This window comes from Flavobacterium sp., assembly GCF_044373165.1.
Classification (GTDB): domain Bacteria; phylum Bacteroidota; class Bacteroidia; order Flavobacteriales; family Flavobacteriaceae; genus Flavobacterium.
The window spans coordinates 1-16,787 of sequence record NZ_JBILQL010000008.1 but is presented as its reverse complement, the minus strand read 5'-3'; the positions used below and the strand labels follow the sequence as shown (position 1 = coordinate 16,787).

The 16,787-nt window shown below is 39.1% G+C and carries 11 protein-coding genes; 1 reads left to right on the top strand and 10 read right to left on the bottom strand.

Annotated features, from left to right (window positions below; all coding sequences use genetic code 11):
• Positions 1–15: 15 nt before the first annotated feature.
• The 10 genes from ACIQ32_RS02360 to ACIQ32_RS02315 form a co-directional block, all read right to left on the bottom strand.
• Positions 16–609: a hypothetical protein gene (locus ACIQ32_RS02360; RefSeq protein WP_396194056.1), complete on the bottom strand. Its 594-nt coding sequence runs from the start codon at positions 607–609 to the stop codon at positions 16–18.
• Positions 610–688: 79 nt separating this feature from the next.
• Positions 689–3,094 (bottom strand): thiamine pyrophosphate-dependent enzyme, encoded by a 2,406-nt coding sequence (locus tag ACIQ32_RS02355; RefSeq protein WP_396194055.1) that lies wholly within the window; start codon positions 3,092–3,094, stop codon positions 689–691.
• Between the two features lie 184 nt (positions 3,095–3,278).
• Entirely contained in the window at positions 3,279–6,092 is a 2,814-nt protein-coding gene (locus ACIQ32_RS02350) for an aminopeptidase (protein WP_396194054.1), read from the bottom strand.
• A complete protein-coding gene (locus ACIQ32_RS02345; RefSeq protein ID WP_396194053.1) occupies positions 6,089–6,979 on the bottom strand; it encodes a hypothetical protein in 891 nt (296 codons plus the stop codon). The genes ACIQ32_RS02350 and ACIQ32_RS02345 overlap by 4 nt, the downstream gene beginning before the upstream one ends.
• Positions 6,979–8,412 (bottom strand): MBOAT family O-acyltransferase, encoded by a 1,434-nt coding sequence (locus tag ACIQ32_RS02340; RefSeq protein WP_396194052.1) that lies wholly within the window; start codon positions 8,410–8,412, stop codon positions 6,979–6,981. The genes ACIQ32_RS02345 and ACIQ32_RS02340 overlap by 1 nt, the downstream gene beginning before the upstream one ends.
• Before the next feature lie 75 nt (positions 8,413–8,487).
• On the bottom strand, positions 8,488–9,213 hold the full coding sequence (locus tag ACIQ32_RS02335; RefSeq protein WP_396194051.1) for a TIGR00730 family Rossman fold protein: 726 nt from the start codon (positions 9,211–9,213) through the stop codon (positions 8,488–8,490).
• A 118-nt stretch (positions 9,214–9,331) separates the two neighbouring features.
• Positions 9,332–9,721, bottom strand: a complete 390-nt coding sequence (locus ACIQ32_RS02330; RefSeq protein ID WP_396194050.1) for a nuclear transport factor 2 family protein — start codon at positions 9,719–9,721, stop codon at positions 9,332–9,334.
• A 4-nt stretch (positions 9,722–9,725) separates the two neighbouring features.
• Positions 9,726–12,560 carry an excinuclease ABC subunit UvrA gene (uvrA, locus tag ACIQ32_RS02325; RefSeq protein ID WP_396194049.1) on the bottom strand — a complete coding sequence of 945 codons (2,835 nt, stop codon included), beginning with the start codon at positions 12,558–12,560 and terminating at the stop codon, positions 9,726–9,728.
• 79 nt (positions 12,561–12,639) lie between these two features.
• On the bottom strand, positions 12,640–14,460 hold the full coding sequence (locus tag ACIQ32_RS02320) for a chloride channel protein (protein ID WP_396194048.1): 1,821 nt from the start codon (positions 14,458–14,460) through the stop codon (positions 12,640–12,642).
• A 77-nt stretch (positions 14,461–14,537) separates the two neighbouring features.
• Positions 14,538–15,122: an ACP phosphodiesterase gene (locus ACIQ32_RS02315; protein WP_396194047.1), complete on the bottom strand. Its 585-nt coding sequence runs from the start codon at positions 15,120–15,122 to the stop codon at positions 14,538–14,540.
• 193 nt (positions 15,123–15,315) lie between these two features.
• Between ACIQ32_RS02315 and glmM the strand changes: the two genes are divergently transcribed.
• Positions 15,316–16,704, top strand: coding sequence for a phosphoglucosamine mutase (gene glmM / locus ACIQ32_RS02310; RefSeq protein ID WP_396194046.1), 1,389 nt, complete (start codon positions 15,316–15,318; stop codon positions 16,702–16,704).
• Positions 16,705–16,787: the final 83 nt, after the last annotated feature.

Below are 16,787 nucleotides of genomic sequence, written 5' to 3'. Positions count from 1 at the left end.
AAATTGTTGAACCCATTATCTTGGCACAAAAAAATTTATAGTAGCCTGGGTCAAATGAATACGAGCAATCCAAATTTTTGATTGGGTAGGGCTGATTTCAAATCGGTCTAAAATTCCACCACAGCGTACCGTTTTACCAACATAATCTTCCGGATTTTGTATTTCCGGGAAGTGGTAATATTCGAAAAGCAAGATGTTGGTTTTGGCTTTGTTGGTGCTAATGGTCGTGCCCTGCTGTTTCCCGTTTTCTTCCGTAAACTGAAAGGAATTCATTCCAGTTGCAGTGGTTTCTATACAAGGATGTCCCGACATTTTAAGACGTTTGCCAACGAAACGATTTGTATTTTTTTCAAAATCATCATAGCTCATTTCGTCTTTTGTAACCATGCCGGCAGCAGCAAAAATATTGATATAGCTTACTTGAGCCTTGATGTCAGTATCATCATTATCGGCTGTTTTTTTCAAAAGCGCATCAGATTTTTCAAAAGCGCCTTTATAGTCTTCTTTCGTTAAAAACGGAATGAGGGTTCGAAATTCTTCATAAGTAATCTCTTGTGCAAGGACGTTAAGCGGTACTGAGAGTAAAAGTAAAAGAAGCAATTTTTTCATCGAACCTTATTTTGAGCAAACAAGATATAAAAATTCCCAACTGCTTTTACAATTGGGAATTCTTTATTTGAATACAATATTAATACAAACTCGGATATTCCTCAGGTTTCGCTTCGTGCATAATCGCGTAAACTTTTTCAAAAACATCTTCCGCTGAGGGTTTAGAGAAATAATCTCCGTCGGTGCCATACGCCGGTCGGTGGGCTTTGGAGGCTAACGTTTGTGGTTGGCTGTCTAGGTGTTGGTAACCGTTTTGCTCGTCTACAATTTGTTGGAGTAGGTAAGCAGAAGCGCCACCGGGAACGTCTTCGTCTACTACGAGTAAACGGTTGGTTTTGGCGATACTCTTCACACAGTCGTGGTTTACGTCAAACGGCAACAACGATTGGGCGTCGATGATTTCCACATTAATCCCAACTTCCAATAATTCTTTGGCAGCTTGCTCAATGATTCTTAAAGTAGAACCATAAGAAACAATCGTAATATCGCTTCCTTCTTTTATCGTTTCAACTACGCCAATCGGGGTTTTGAATTCGCCCAAGTTGGTCGGCATTTTTTCTTTCAAACGGTAACCGTTCAAACATTCTACTACTAAGGCCGGTTCGTCTGTTTCCAACAAAGTGTTGTAGAAACCGGCGGCTTTGGTCATGTTTCTCGGGACCAAAACGTGAATCCCACGAATGGCGTTGATAATCATGCCCATCGGCGAACCTGAATGCCAAATGCCTTCCAGTCTATGACCACGTGTTCTGATGATTAATGGCGCTTTTTGACGGCCTTGGGTTCTGTATTGTAAAGTCGCCAAGTCATCACTCATGATTTGGATGGCATACAACAGATAATCTAAATATTGGATTTCGGCAATTGGGCGCAAGCCACGCATCGCCATTCCTATTCCTTGTCCGAGTATCGTAGCTTCCCGAATTCCGGCATCGGCTACACGGAGTTCACCGTATTTTTCCTGCATGCCTTCTAAGCCTTGGTTGACGTCACCAATATTTCCGGCGTCTTCTCCAAAAATTAATGTCTCAGGATATTTATTAAAAATCGCATCAAAATTGTCTCTCAATACTAATCTTGCATCAACCTCTTCCGCTGATTCGTCGTAGGTTGGTGCTACAGTAGTTGCTTTCAAAACTGTTTTATCCGATTGCGAGAACAAGTGCGAACTAAATTTCGGTTGTATTTTATTAGTGTAATTCGTAATCCATGTCGCCAATGGTGATTGACCACTTTCTTTCACTACCAAACGCAATACTTTACGCGCTGTAGTGATAATATCTTTGCGAATTGGTTCTTTAATCGAAGCTAATTCTGAAGCGTATTTTTCGATAAATACTTTATTCGAACTCGTCTCAGCAATTGAATTTAGTAATGAAACCAATTCTTGTTGCTCTGCTTTCATAGGCGAAACGAAAGCAGTCCAAGCGGCTTTTTTGCCTTCTATAACTTCTTTTTTCGCTGCTTCGTCTATGGCTTCTAACTCTTCGGTTGTGGCCAAATTATTGTCGACTAACCAAGTACGCATTTGCGCCAAGCAATCGAATTCCGCTTCCCAAGCCAAACGCTCAGCATTTTTGTAACGCTCGTGCGAACCTGAAGTCGAGTGACCTTGTGGTTGTGTCAATTCGTTTACATGAATCAAAACCGGAACATGTTGCTCGCGAGCAATCGCGCCTGCTTTTTGGTAAGCTTCAACCAAAGCTGCGTAATCCCAACCTTTCACCGTCATGATTTCGTAACCGTTGTTTTCTTCATCGCGTTGGAATCCTTTTAAGATTTCAGAGATGCTTTCTTTGGTGGTTTGGTAACGAGCATGGACTGAAATCCCGTATTCGTCATCCCAAACACTCATTACCATCGGTACTTGTAAAACACCGGCAGCGTTGATGGTTTCAAAAAATAACCCTTCAGAAGTCGAAGCATTCCCGATAGTTCCCCAAGCGACTTCGTTTCCGGCATTAGAAAACTTGGTTAAATCTTCTAAACCGCGAACGTTTCTGTATATTTTAGAGGCTTGCGCCAATCCTAACAAACGCGGCATTTGTCCGGCAGTTGGAGAGATATCCGCACTCGAATTTTTTTGTTGCGTCAAGTTGTTCCAATTCCCGTTTTCGTCTAATGAATGCGTGGCAAAATGACCACCCATCTGACGACCGGCACTCATTGGGTCATGCGCCAAATCGGTGTGACCGTATAAACCGGCGAAGAATTGTTGGATAGACAATTGCCCAATGGCCATCATAAAAGTTTGATCACGATAATACCCCGAACGAAAATCACCGTTTTGAAACGCTTTCGCCAAAGCCAATTGCGGCACTTCTTTGCCATCTCCAAAAATACCAAACTTGGCTTTTCCGGTCAGTACTTCCTTTCTGCCCAACAAGCTGCATTCGCGACTTATTTTGGCAATTCGGTAATCGTTGAGAACTTCGGCTTTGAAATCTTCGAAGGTAATTTCGGTCTTGGTTTGTGCTTCAGTCATGGTGGATTGGTTTCTTAACGAAACAAATTTAAATAAAAAGAAGTAATTTTCACCATACTGTTGAAAAAATATAATTTCAGTATCAATAATTTTAAAGCTATAAAAAGCTAGTTGATTGTGATATTTTCAACGATATTTAAATATTGAGTAGAAATATGTAATATTTAAACAATTTTTTCCGTGGTTAAAACCACTTTCTCGTGAAAAGGCTTATTAAGGTGTCGGGATTAAAAGTCACTATAAAACGAATTCTTTCGCCATAGTTTTTTTCGCCGATTTCCCAGCCGTTGCTAGAGTAAACCGGAAAATACAATTCGAAATAATCGGTTACTAAGTTCAAGCGAATACCACTATCATAAACTAATTTTTCGGCGGTGTTTTTATTTTTTATCATACCAATATCGCCATACACTTCAATCCAATTCCAAATATTGGTGCTGGCGTTTAGAGTTGTCATCCATTGGTTGGCGGTTCGGGTTTCCAACATCGATTTAAAAAAACCATCCGAAGGTAACAATTGTTGACTGAATAAACCGGTTGTTTCCGAGCGACCTAAATAGTCATATTCGAATAAATAATCGGTTGGTCTGTCAAGCGCAAAATCGAAAAAAGTGGAAATGTTATTATTGTACAAAAACGTTCCTGCGAACCATCGAAGATTGAGTTGTCTGCTGTTGTCAAATAGTTTGCGGTACTGAACTTCGGTGGCTATTTTTCCGAATGATTTAGAAAGTTGAAAATCGGCTAAGCAATTGTAATGCTTAGTGATTTCAGTTTTACCGTTGTAATATTTGGCATTAAAAACTTTATAATTTTCGGTGTTTTCATCGTTGGTGAAAATCGATTTTTCGCGATCAATCATAATGTATTTAAAAGACACCATTTCTTTTTTGTTGTCTCTAAAGTCATCGGGACGGAATCGCAAAAACACCATCGGATTGACTTTGGTGTAATACGCATCGGGTGCATAATGCAGATAATGGCCGTTTAATTGGTAGCGAATACTGTATAAATTGCTCTCGCGGTTGAACTGGTTCACCATAAAATTGGCTTTTCCTGAAAGACTTTTGGTTTGGGTTGAGATGGTCGGATTGACATCAAAATTAAACGGTTTGTCTAAAATGGTTTTATTGTGAAATCTTATCCCGGGCAATAAACCATCGTATAAATTGTATTCTAAAGTCGGAATGTAAACGATTTGATTGTAATTCGGGTCTTCCAAATCTTTGAAGAAAATGAATTTAATGGGACGACTATTCAATCGAAAACCGCGCAGAGATTGCCAGTTGTTTCTCAAATTAAATTCGGGTACTTCATTTTTATAATTGATAACGATTTTTTCCGCTTCGTTTCTCGGAACCGTAAAAACGCTGTCTTTTGGGAACACGTCTATCCATTTTTTGAAGACTGTATTTTTGCCTTTGACACCATAAATCGGAATCGGAACATTGGTTTCGGTTTTGTTTTTTAATGAAAAACTAATGCTGTCTTTGGTTTTGGTGACTTTATCAAATTTAAAATCGATTATGTCTCTTGAGTTAATTATTTTGTCAAAAAACCAAGTAATCTCCTTAGGTGAGTTTTTAGTCAGTAAGCTTTCAAAATCATGGCGATTGGTTTGCTTGTTTTTATTTAAATCGAGGAATTGCAGGATGCTGTTTTGCACCACATTGTTGTCTAAATAACTGTCTAAATATTTCAAGCTCAAACCGGATCGGTATTTTGAGGCGATTTTTTCGTTGAATTTGATCAAAGTATTTTTGGGTGCGCCCAAAGGTTGGTCTAAATTTTTACGGGCCATCAACATATAGAAATAGCTGTATTGACCATTAAAATCCAAGCTGACTAAGTTGTATCCGCGCAACATTTTCATCTTGGCAACGCTGCCCATCATTTTGGTTTGCGGATGGAATTCTTCGATGTATTTCATCATGGTATAAACCTGAATACCATCAAAAATCCAAGTGTCTTTTCTAGGGTCAAGTTGCAGCGTAGTGTGCAAATAGTTGTTGAGATAAGTTTTTAAAAATTGTATCTCAAACATAAATTCATCGGGAAACGGACTGATAAAATTGGGCAATTGGTTCAAACCGTAAAACGGATTTCTATCGTAGTCGTTTTGGGAAACGGTTATTTTTTCGTGAGGATATGGCCCTAGATTTTCGGCGGTGTAATTCACAATCTTATCTATTACAATCGCTCTTTGTATGTCTGTTAAACGAGCATCTCTTAAATTAGAAACCACGGCTATATGTTCGTTTTTGTAGACAGCAAATTCTCTGTTTTCATCGATAAACAAGTTCAAAAGCAATCTGTTTTTTCCGGACAGCACATATAAATTTTGTTCGCCAATCGTTTCTTTTCTAAGTTCATTCAAATCAGAATCGACTACCAAGTGATTGGGTATTTTGAGACTCAAGTCGAAATCACTCAAAGCATTCGAAACATCATCTAAATTGAGATTACTGTTTTTTACAAAAGCACCGTTTTCATAACGAGACGGCGTTAGAAAACAGTTTTTCAAGTTCATTTTGCCATTTTCTCCATAACCGAATCCGGTAAATTTATCTGCGGGAACCTTAATGGAATAGGTCAAACGAAAAGCAGCTTTTTGATTTGGTAAAAGTTTCTCCTTTAAGCGAATCTGAATCACATCCGGAAAATTATCATCTCTTTCCCATGAGAGTATGGATTGGTTTTTATCGATTACGGTAATATTTTCAGTACCGCCTCGCTCTTTGTCTTTGGCCAAATGAAAACTGCGGTCAAATTCGTCTGAAAATCTTTGGGCTAATGGAGTGCTTTTGTTTTGATACGCCTGATTCCAATCGTTTAAAACAATATAACTCAGCGTGTCTTTTGAAGTGTTGTGGAATGTTAGTTCTTGTACTACGTTTACCACTTTGGTTTCGGTATTCACTTCGGCCACCAATTTTGAATGGTGTTGTGACCAAGCCATACCGCTAAGCAAACAAAGTATGTAAGTCAGTTTTTTCAAGATTGGTTTCGGGGTTTAAAAAAGGTTTTAAATACGGCTTTGGTATATTCAACCGCACCATCTTCATTTAAATGGCCGCAGGTAGAAAAATACTTATCATCGATCACCGCATTTTCCAAGCGATAAATCTCGGGATATATTTTTTGAATATGATTAAAATATTCGCGATTGATGGTACTCATACACATGGGTGTAGTCACGGCTATCAAATGGATGTTGTTGGCTTTACAAACGGCCTTTATCTCTTCGTAGGCTTTGTTGCGCTTAGGATAATATTTCGATAAATCGGCCGCTACCATAGGTCGTTGATTTTTGGTTAAAGCATTAAATCCGTCCCGATGCAAAGCATTGGTTTCTTTATGAACAAGTGAAGCGTACATTTCCCTAAATCCGATGCGTGCATCATAATGCATATAGCGGTAAAACGGCACAAAAAGCAGCTCGTTGTATTCCGGAATGTCTTGGTAATGCTCGCGGATGGTTTTCGATTGGTGAATGTACGGCATAAACAAAGACCGTATGGCTTCGGAATGGTCATTAGTATTGATATTCAAATCTACCTGAAGGATGAGCGTGTCTATAACATAGTTGCGTTCGACCATCAATTTTAACATTAAGGCCGATTCTTCCAGGCGAGAACGCGTAATCCCGAAGTTATAGGTTTTGTACCCTTTGTCGGTAAAATATTTCGGAACAAAATGATTGTTGACACGGGAAGAACCCAAAAAAACCACATCGTATTGCTGGTTTTCGGAATGGTACAAATGACTGATTTTATTGCGGTCGTCGGATTGTTTGTACACCAAAGTATACAACACATCCAGCACTATCATGGTGAGTAACAGCACGGCCAAACCTTTGCCTAAAAATTGGAAAAATCGTTTCATCAGAATTGGAAATAAATAAATTCTTTGTAATCCGAAAACACGCCTAAAGCCAAAATAGCCGCTAGGCAAAAACTCATCTTAACCCAACTGTATTTACCCGAAATCGGTTCAATTTTGGTACGGCTGTTCCATTCGACTAAAATAAAAATCAGCAGTAAAGACCATAATTCTGTAGTATAACGCTCAATTTTGAAATATTGTTCCGTAAAATGTCCTTCGGTAAACATTCGTAAAATGTACGCATAAGCATCTTGTATGGTTTTGGAACGGAAAAAAATCCAGGCCAAACAAGTAATGGCAAAAGTTAGGATGATATTGATTACTATCCGCATCGAGTTCCAATTGAACGACAACTGAAAACTTTCCATGTTGTTGCGGTTCTTGTTGAAAACCATCAGCGGGATAAAGTACAAGGCATTAATCAATCCCCAAGCGATAAACGTCCAATTGGCGCCATGCCAAAAACCGCTCACTAAGAAAATGATCATCACGTTGCGAATTTGAAACAGTTTCGAACCTTTACTACCGCCCAACGGAATGTACAAATAATCCCTAAACCAAGACGAAAGCGAAATATGCCATCGGCGCCAAAATTCGGCTATATCTCGCGAGAAATAAGGAAAGTTAAAGTTCTTCAATAAATCGATGCCAAACAATTTGGAAGTGCCCAAGGCGATATCAGAATAACCCGAAAAATCGCCGTAAATCTGAAAGGCAAAATAAATCGCGCCCAACATCAAAGAAAGCGAATTCATGCTGTTGTAGTTTTCAAAAATACCGTTGGCATAGACCGCACAAGTATCGGCGATGACTACTTTTTTAACCAATCCCCAAATGATTTGATACACGCCTTCTTTGGCTTTTTCGAAATCAAACTTGCGTCGCTTTTTGAGTTGTGGTAATAAGTGTGTGGCGCGTTCAATCGGGCCGGCTACCAACAGCGGAAAATAACTCACGAACAACGAATAATCGACAAAGTTTTTCTCCGATTTGATGCGACCGTAATAAATATCAATGATATAAGACAAGCCGTGAAAAGTATAGAATGAAATCCCAACCGGCAGAATTACTTCTAATAAGATTGGGCTGACTTTAAAGCCGATAGCGGTAAATAACTCGGCAAACGATTCCGCAAAAAAGTTGTAGTATTTAAAAATACCCAAAAACCCTAAGTTGATGGAAATACAAAGCCAAAGCCAGATTTTTTTTCGTTGTGGCGTATCGCTTTTTTCAATTTGTATGGCCGAGAAATAATCGAGTAGGGTAGAGAATACCAGCAAAAACAAGAACCGCCAATCCCAGCAAGAATAAAAATAATAACTCGCCAAAATCAAAATGTAATTCTGGTTGATTTTCGATTTCTGACCCACAAACCAATACATCAAAAAAACGATGGGCAGGAAAACGGCAAAATGTAGCGAGTTGAAAAACATAGCAGGGCAATTAGCGGTTAGCCGTTAGCGGTTAGCGTATTTTTGGGATTACACTAACCGCTAAAAGCCTGTAGCTTAAAAATTCGGACTCAAATTGTATTTTTTGTAGAAACTATCCAAAGCTTCCACTACTTCATCTTCAGTGTCGACAACTTTAATTAAGTTCATGTCGTCCGGACTGGCATTGTGCTCTTTGTCGATCATGGTCGTTTTGATCCAATCCAGTAAACCCGACCAGAATTCGCTGCCTACCAAAATAATCGGGAAACGACCTATTTTCTTGGTTTGAATTAAGGTTATCGCTTCAAACAATTCGTCTAAAGTTCCAAAACCGCCCGGCATTACTACAAAGCCTTGAGAATATTTAACAAACATTACTTTGCGTACAAAAAAGTAATCAAAGTTCAGGTTTTTGTCTTTGTCGATGTATGGATTAAAATGTTGCTCAAACGGCAACTCGATGTTCAAACCTACCGAAGTACCGCCGCCGTTGTGTGCGCCTTTGTTTCCGGCTTCCATAATTCCGGGACCGCCGCCGGTAATCACACCATAACCGGCTTTGCTGATTTTATAAGCAATTTTTTCGGCTAACAAGTAATATTTTGTATCGGGTTTGGTTCGGGCGGAACCAAAAATAGACACACACGGACCAATGCGCGCCATGCTTTCGTAACCGTTTACAAACTCCGACATGATTTTAAAAATCGCCCAGGAGTCGTTGGTTCTTATTTCGTTCCAGGTTTTTTGTTTTAATTTTTCCTGAATTCTGTGGTCTTCATTTTCGTATTGTTCAAATGCCATAGTACTCTTTATTTAATTTTTATTTTGGAGCTGTTTCCGGCTACTTGTCTAGTCAGTATGACGAGATCCGGGCTAAAAATACAGCCTGCTAAAGTAACGCTTTTTTTAAAAACGACCTTTATTCTACAAAAGTCACACGGAATATTTTATTGTTTTTGACTTCGTATATCGCCACACCACTAAATGTAGTGTTATTGTATTTAACCGATTCTTCATCAATTACGGTATTGTTTCTCACAATGCGTTTTACAATTTTACATTCCAAATTAGTAGCATTCTTGAAAAATGAGGCATAACTTTCCCTCATAGCCGCTTTACCGTCAGTGTCTAACTTATTCGGATAAGTGTAAATTTTAACATCCTCTGTGTAAAAACTTAGAAACGCTTCCAAGTCACGACTGTTATAGGCTTCCACCTGTTTTTGTACTACCGTTTCCGGTTTTTCTTCTTGTTGCGCCCAAGTAGTTAAACCCAACAGCAACAAAACAATTAACATGATTCTTTTCATAAATTTAGTCTTTAAGTTCTTTTTTCAGGAATTGTGCCGTATAGCTTTTTTTGTTTTTGATGATTTCTTCCGGTGTTCCTACACATAGAATTTGGCCGCCGCCTTTTCCGCCTTCCGGACCAACATCAATAATGTGGTCGGCCAACTTAATTACATCCATATTGTGCTCTATGATTAAAATGGTGTTGCCCTTGTCGACCAATTTGTTAATCACATCCATCAACACTCGAATGTCTTCAAAATGTAGTCCGGTTGTAGGTTCGTCCATGATGTAAAACGTATTGCCGGTGTCTTTTTTCGACAATTCGGTGGCCAATTTGATGCGTTGCGCTTCACCACCCGAAAGCGTAGTGCTTTGCTGTCCTAAAGTAATGTAACCCAAACCAACATCCTGAATTGTTTTCACTTTGCGGTATATTTTCGGTATGTTTTCAAAGAAAATGACCGCTTCGTCTACGGTCATGTTCAACACATCCGAAATGGATTTGCCTTTGTAACGAATCTCTAAAGTTTCGCGGTTAAAACGTTTGCCTTGACAAGTTTCGCATTCGACATAAACATCGGGTAAGAAGCTCATTTCAATGGTGCGAACACCCGAACCTTCACAAGTTTCACATCTTCCGCCCGAAACGTTAAAGCTGAAACGACCGGCTTTGTAACCGCGAATCATGGCTTCAGGCGTTTGGGTGTAGAGACTTCTGATTTCTGAAAACACATCGGTATAAGTCGCCGGATTCGAACGCGGTGTTCGGCCAATCGGACTTTGATCAATATCAATTACTTTGTCGATGTGTTCTAAACCTTCGATTTTTTTATAAGGTTGCGGTTTTTTGACACCGTTGAAATAATACGCATTCAAAATAGGGTAGAGCGTTTCATTAATCAACGTCGATTTGCCACTGCCTGACACTCCGGTTACACAAATGAGTTTCCCTAACGGCAATTCGATAGAAACATTTTTTAAGTTATTGCCTGTGGCGCCGGTTAATTTCAGGAATTTACCGTTGCCTTCTCGGCGTTTTTTCGGAACTTCAATTTTCATTTCACCATTCAAATACATGGCGGTTATGGTATGCTCGTTGAGCAATTCCTTTGGCGTGCCTTTGCTGATGATTTGACCGCCGAATTTTCCGGCTTTGGGACCAATATCAATTACGTAATCGGCTCGTTCTATCATGTCTTTGTCGTGTTCAACCACTAAAACCGAGTTGCCTATATCCCGCAATTGTTCCAAAGAATGTATCAGTTTTTCGTTGTCTCTTTGGTGCAAACCGATACTGGGTTCGTCCAAAATATACAATACGCCAACGAGTTGGGAACCGATTTGTGTCGCCAAACGAATACGCTGTGCTTCGCCGCCCGAAAGCGATTTGGAGCTGCGATTCATCGACAAATAATTCAAGCCTACATTGACTAAAAAACGCAAACGGTCTTTGATTTCTTTGACAATTTCGGAAGCAATGATGGTTTGTTTTTCAGACAGATGTTGGTCTAACTCGTCAAACCAAACCGACAAATCCGAAATATCCATAGTGGATAAGTCGAAGATGTTTTTTTCGTTTATTCTGAAATACATCGCTTCTTTTTTCAAACGAGAACCGTGACAATCCGGGCAGTCAATTTCGTCCATGAATTCTTTTGCCCAGCGTTTGATGGAAGTCGAGTTGCTTTCGTCGTATTGGTTTTTGATGAAATGCGAAATGCCTTCAAACTCTATTTTGTATTCTTTGGTAATGCCCAATGTTTTCGATTCAACGGTGAATTTTTCCTTTCCGCCATTCAAAATAATTTGCATAGCTTCTTCCGGAATGCTTTCAATAGCATCAGTTATTGCGAAGCCAAACTTCTCCCCGATGATTTCCAATTGCTTAAAAATCCAAGACGATTTGTATTCGCCTAACGGAGCAAAACCGCCATTTTTGATCGACAATTTCGGATTCGGGATGATTTTTTTTAAGTTGATTTCGTGAACAGTTCCTAAACCTTTGCATTCTTCACACGCTCCTTTTGGGGAATTGAACGAAAATAAATTCGGCTCCGGATTTTGGTATGAGATGCCCGAAGTCGGACACATCAAATTTCTACTGAAATAACGCACTTCATTAGTGTCTTGGTCCAAAATCATCAACACATTTTCCCCGTGGTACATAGCAGTTTTAATGCTTTCGGCCAAACGTTTTTCATTGTCCTCATTGTGTTCAATCACCATGCGGTCGATGACAATTTCGATATCGTGGGTTTTGTATCGGTCTAATCTCATGCCCGGAAGTAAATCTTGCACTTCGCCATTCACCCTAACTTTAAGGAAACCTTGTTTGGTGATTTGTTGGAATAGTTCGGCGTAATGCCCTTTTCTGGCGCGGATAATCGGAGCCAAAATATTGATGCGTTTGCCGGTAAAGTTTTGGATAATCAAATCCTTGATTTGCTCATCGGAATAGGAAACCATTTTTTCGCCTGTGACATAACTGTAAGCTTCACCGCCACGGGCAAACAACAAACGGAGGAAATCATAAATTTCGGTTATGGTGCCAACTGTTGAACGCGGACTTTTACTGGTGGTTTTTTGCTCAATGGCAATGACCGGAGAAAGACCGTCGATTTTGTCAACATCCGGACGTTCCAATCCTCCTAAAAACTGACGGGCATAAGCCGAAAAAGTTTCTATGTAGCGGCGTTGTCCTTCGGCATAAATCGTGTCAAACGCCAAAGACGATTTTCCCGAACCCGAAAGACCGGTAATTACGACCAGTTTTTCGCGAGGAATGTTGATGTCAATATTCTTCAGATTGTGCACTCGAGCACCGAGAACTTCTATCGTATTATCTGTTTCAAGCATAGCAATTGGGCAAAACGCAAAGGTAGTGTTTTGAATGCAATTTTTGAATAGACAAATGAGAAGTTGTTGTTAAAAAAGATTACTCAATCACCATTTCTTTCAATTGGTGACGATAGCTTTCGAGGACATCAATTTTGGACAAGAAACCAAAATATTTTCCTTTATGAATCACCGGTAAAATGGTTGTTTTAGCAGCTTCAAAGAGTTTCATTATTTTTTCGGGTTTGTCTTCAAAAAGAATTAATTCTTTGGGTTGGCTCATGATTTCAGCCATGGTCATAAACTTAACATGATTTGGATTAAAGATAAAAGCTTTTACTTCTTCAAAATCTACCAAACCAATCAAAGATTTGTCTTCGGCTACAATCGGAATTATTTTTTGTTCAGTAGTAGCAAAAATATCAACCACTTTTACCGCTGAATCTTGTAGGCTTAGGGTTTTATAATTTTGTTGTACCAAATTGTAAAAGTTAATGCTTTGCAAGATGTTTTTGTCTTTATCGCTGGTAAAAACTTCGCCTTTATCGGCCAAACTTTTTACGTCCATCGAATGTTTTTCAAACTGTTTTGAAACCGCAAAACTAATAGAAGACACAATCATCAGCGGCACCATTAAATCATAACCACCGGTTATTTCCACAATAAGGAAAATAGCAGTTAACGGAGCATGAAACAAACCACTCAAGATTCCGGCCATACCAACGATGGTGAAATTGGCTATTGGTAAATGATGGGTAAAGTTGAGCAGGTTAATCGATTTGGCGACGAAATACCCCAAATACGAACCTACAAATAGCGAAGGGGCAAAGTTGCCGCCGTTACCGCCACTTCCTAAGGTTAGTCCGGTTGCGAATGCTTTTAATAACATGGTAACACCTATAAAAGCCAGTAATACCCATTCGCTGCTTTTGAATTTTTCTAATAAAGTATTTTCTAGTAAAACACTCGGATTGCTTGATGACAAAGTTTTGATACTTTCATATCCTTCCCCAAAAAGTGTTGGGAAAAAGAAAATCAAAACCGCTAATAGAAAAGCTCCGATGAATGCTCTGCGATATCCTTTATTTTTAAAGCTTCCGAAAAACTTTTCCACTTTCTGAAAATTACGAGCGTGATATACGGAAGTCAATCCCGCTAAAATTCCGAGTAAAATATAGTAAGGTGTGTTATGATAATCAAATCTGAGTGTTTGCTGGAAATTCAAAATTACATCATCGCTCAAAGTTATGGTTGAAATTAAAGCACCTGTTGCTGCCGAAATAATAATCGGGATAAAAGCCGCAATGGAAATATCGGTTAAAACCACTTCAATGGCGAATAAAACTCCGGCAATAGGTGCGTTGAAAGCTGCGCCAATTCCGGCCGCGACGCCACAAGCCAGTAATAGAATTCGGTCTTTTTGGGACAAATGGTATTTCTGCGCGAAGTTGGAACCAAAGGCCGCACCGGTAATCACAATTGGGCTTTCCAAACCGGCCGATCCACCAAGTCCAACGGTTAGGGAACTGGTTACGATTTGGGCATACATTTGCTTTTTGGGCATGATACCGCCTTTTTTCGCCACCGCATACAATACTTTAGAACTGCCTTTTTCGATTTGATTGTTTAGGAAATTGCGAATTACAAATACCGTCAACAAGATTCCCGCGATTGGCAGTAAACTGTTGATGTAGGGTAATTTTAAAAAGCCGTTGATATCATTGGCTAACAGAAAAATATTGTGGGCAAAACTCTTAAGGATAATTACGGCAAATGAGCATGTAATGGCCACGGCTACACAGGCGAAGTAAATAAAATTTCTTTCGCTGAGTTTGTCTTTCAAAAAGAAAACCAGGTTTTCGGCTCTTCTGAAAATACTTCTGAAAACAATTTTTAATAGTGAAGCTTTGTTCGACGGCATTTGTAACAAACGTTTGAATGGCTAAAATACGATTTCAAAATTCAATTTCAATAGCCAATGCAAAATCAATTTTAAAGTTAAAGTTGGGCTAACTTATCTTGACAATGTTGGCGTAATTCTTCGAAAAACAAGGTGAATTCATTTTCAAATTCGCGATAGTATTGTTTTAATTCTACGATAGATTCATCCATGGCTACACGATGTTTGGTTCGATAATCCATTTGAAACATGATTGTTTCCAAACCTTCAATCGTTGCATAACTCACTAACCAATTCCGACCAATCATGTAGGGCATCATGCCTTTGGCTCTTTCCGTTAGGATGTCGTAGTTTTCTTTAAGCAATAGATAAAAAGTTTCGGCATAGTCTTCTAGTTTACTGTTAGAATATATTTTCCAATTCTTGGCCAAAAAATGATCGTAGAAAATATCCATGATTACTCCGGAATAATGACCGTACTTCTCATGCAATCGGTGTTTGCTTTGTCGGTAAATCGGATGCATATCGGTAAAACTGTCGATAGCGCGATGGAGTAAAATTCCTTTTCTTATGTCGGTTGGATAATCTTCATAGTGATGACCGCGAATACTGTCCGCCATAAAATTCCCGATTTTGAGTAAATCGTTGTCGCCTGAGAGATAGATGTGGGCTAGGAAATTCATTTTTTTTAAGGCTCTGAGGTACTAAGCTTCTATGGTTCTTTGGTTCTGAGAAACTAAGAATTGCTCTGTGTTGTTTTGTAAATATAGAAAAAGTTTGCCTTTTTAGCACAAGCTTTTGAAAACTTAGCGCCTTAGAACCTTAGTAACTTAGTAACTTTTTTATATTTGTACTTCAAAATCAAAACACATAAAAATGACACTTATAAAATCAATCTCAGGAATTCGAGGTACTATTGGCGGAAAAGTTGGGGACAATTTGACTCCGGTGGATGCTGTAAAATTTGCTTCGGCTTATGGCACTTTCCTGAAAAATACTATACAAAAAGACAAGTTAAAAGTTGTGATTGGTCGGGATGCTCGTATTTCGGGACCGATGATTCACAATTTGGTAGTGAATACTTTAATCGGATTAGGAATCGATGTGATTGATTTAGGATTATCAACTACGCCAACGGTGGAAGTTGCTGTGCCGTTAGAACAAGCAGATGGAGGAATCATTTTAACCGCTTCACATAACCCGAAACAATGGAATGCTTTGAAGTTATTGAATGCCAAAGGGGAATTTTTGAGCGGTAGCGATGGTGCTGTAATTTTAGAGATTGCCGAAGCGGAAGCCTTTAATTTCTCAGATGTGGACAGTTTAGGCGAAATCACCATGAACGATGCTTATATGGATATTCATATTGATGAGGTTTTAGAATTGCCTTTGGTTGATGCGGAAGCGGTGGCCAAAAGAAAATTTAAAGTCGTAGTGGATGGCGTGAATTCTTCGGGTGGTATTATAATTCCGAAGTTATTAGAACAAATGGGCGTAGAGTGCGTGAAATTGTATTGCGAACCCAACGGACATTTTCCACACAATCCTGAACCATTGAAAGAACATTTAGGTGATATCTGTAAATTGGTGGTAGATGAAAATGCAGATTTTGGTATTGTAGTTGATCCTGATGTAGATCGTTTGGCTTTTATTTCAAATGACGGAGAAATGTTTGGGGAAGAATATACTTTAGTGGCTTGCGCCGATTATGTATTGAGCAAAACTCCCGGGAATACCGTTTCCAATATGTCCTCTTCTCGTGCTTTACGTGATATTACTGAAAAACACAAAGGCAGTTACCAAGCAAGTGCTGTTGGTGAAGTAAATGTTGTGGAACTAATGAAAGCTTCGAATGCAATTATTGGTGGCGAAGGCAATGGCGGAATCATTTATCCTGAGTTGCATTATGGCCGAGATAGTTTGGTTGGTGTGGCTTTGTTTTTAACTCATTTGGCAAGTCTGGACATGACAGTAGCCGAACTAAGGGCTTCGTATCCGCAATATTATATGAGCAAAAACAAAATCGAATTGACCCCGCAAATTGATGTTGATGCGATTTTAGTAGCCATGACCGACAAATACAAAAGCGAAAATATTTCCACTATCGATGGGGTGAAAATTGATTTTCCAACAGAATGGGTTCATTTGCGCAAATCCAATACGGAACCAATTATCCGTATTTATACTGAAGCGCCAACTCAAGAGGAAGCAGACACCTTGGCTTTGCGCATCATTGATGAGATAAAAGTTGTAGCCGGTATTTAATTTTTTTTTTTGACATAAAAAAACCCTTTCCAAACGGAAAGGGTTTTTTATTGGATTTAATTTATTAATTATCGTTTTACTAC

Coding starts and splice junctions, on each gene's coding strand:
- ACIQ32_RS02360 (WP_396194056.1), bottom strand. CDS start 609: ATGAAAAAATTGCTTCTTTTACTTTTACTCTCAGTACCGCTTAACGTC.
- ACIQ32_RS02355 (WP_396194055.1), bottom strand. CDS start 3,094: ATGACTGAAGCACAAACCAAGACCGAAATTACCTTCGAAGATTTCAAA.
- ACIQ32_RS02345 (WP_396194053.1), bottom strand. CDS start 6,979: ATGAAACGATTTTTCCAATTTTTAGGCAAAGGTTTGGCCGTGCTGTTA.
- ACIQ32_RS02340 (WP_396194052.1), bottom strand. CDS start 8,412: ATGTTTTTCAACTCGCTACATTTTGCCGTTTTCCTGCCCATCGTTTTT.
- ACIQ32_RS02335 (WP_396194051.1), bottom strand. CDS start 9,213: ATGGCATTTGAACAATACGAAAATGAAGACCACAGAATTCAGGAAAAA.
- ACIQ32_RS02330 (WP_396194050.1), bottom strand. CDS start 9,721: ATGAAAAGAATCATGTTAATTGTTTTGTTGCTGTTGGGTTTAACTACT.
- uvrA (WP_396194049.1), bottom strand. CDS start 12,560: ATGCTTGAAACAGATAATACGATAGAAGTTCTCGGTGCTCGAGTGCAC.
- ACIQ32_RS02320 (WP_396194048.1), bottom strand. CDS start 14,460: ATGCCGTCGAACAAAGCTTCACTATTAAAAATTGTTTTCAGAAGTATT.
- ACIQ32_RS02315 (WP_396194047.1), bottom strand. CDS start 15,122: ATGAATTTCCTAGCCCACATCTATCTCTCAGGCGACAACGATTTACTC.
- glmM (WP_396194046.1), top strand. CDS start 15,316: ATGACACTTATAAAATCAATCTCAGGAATTCGAGGTACTATTGGCGGA.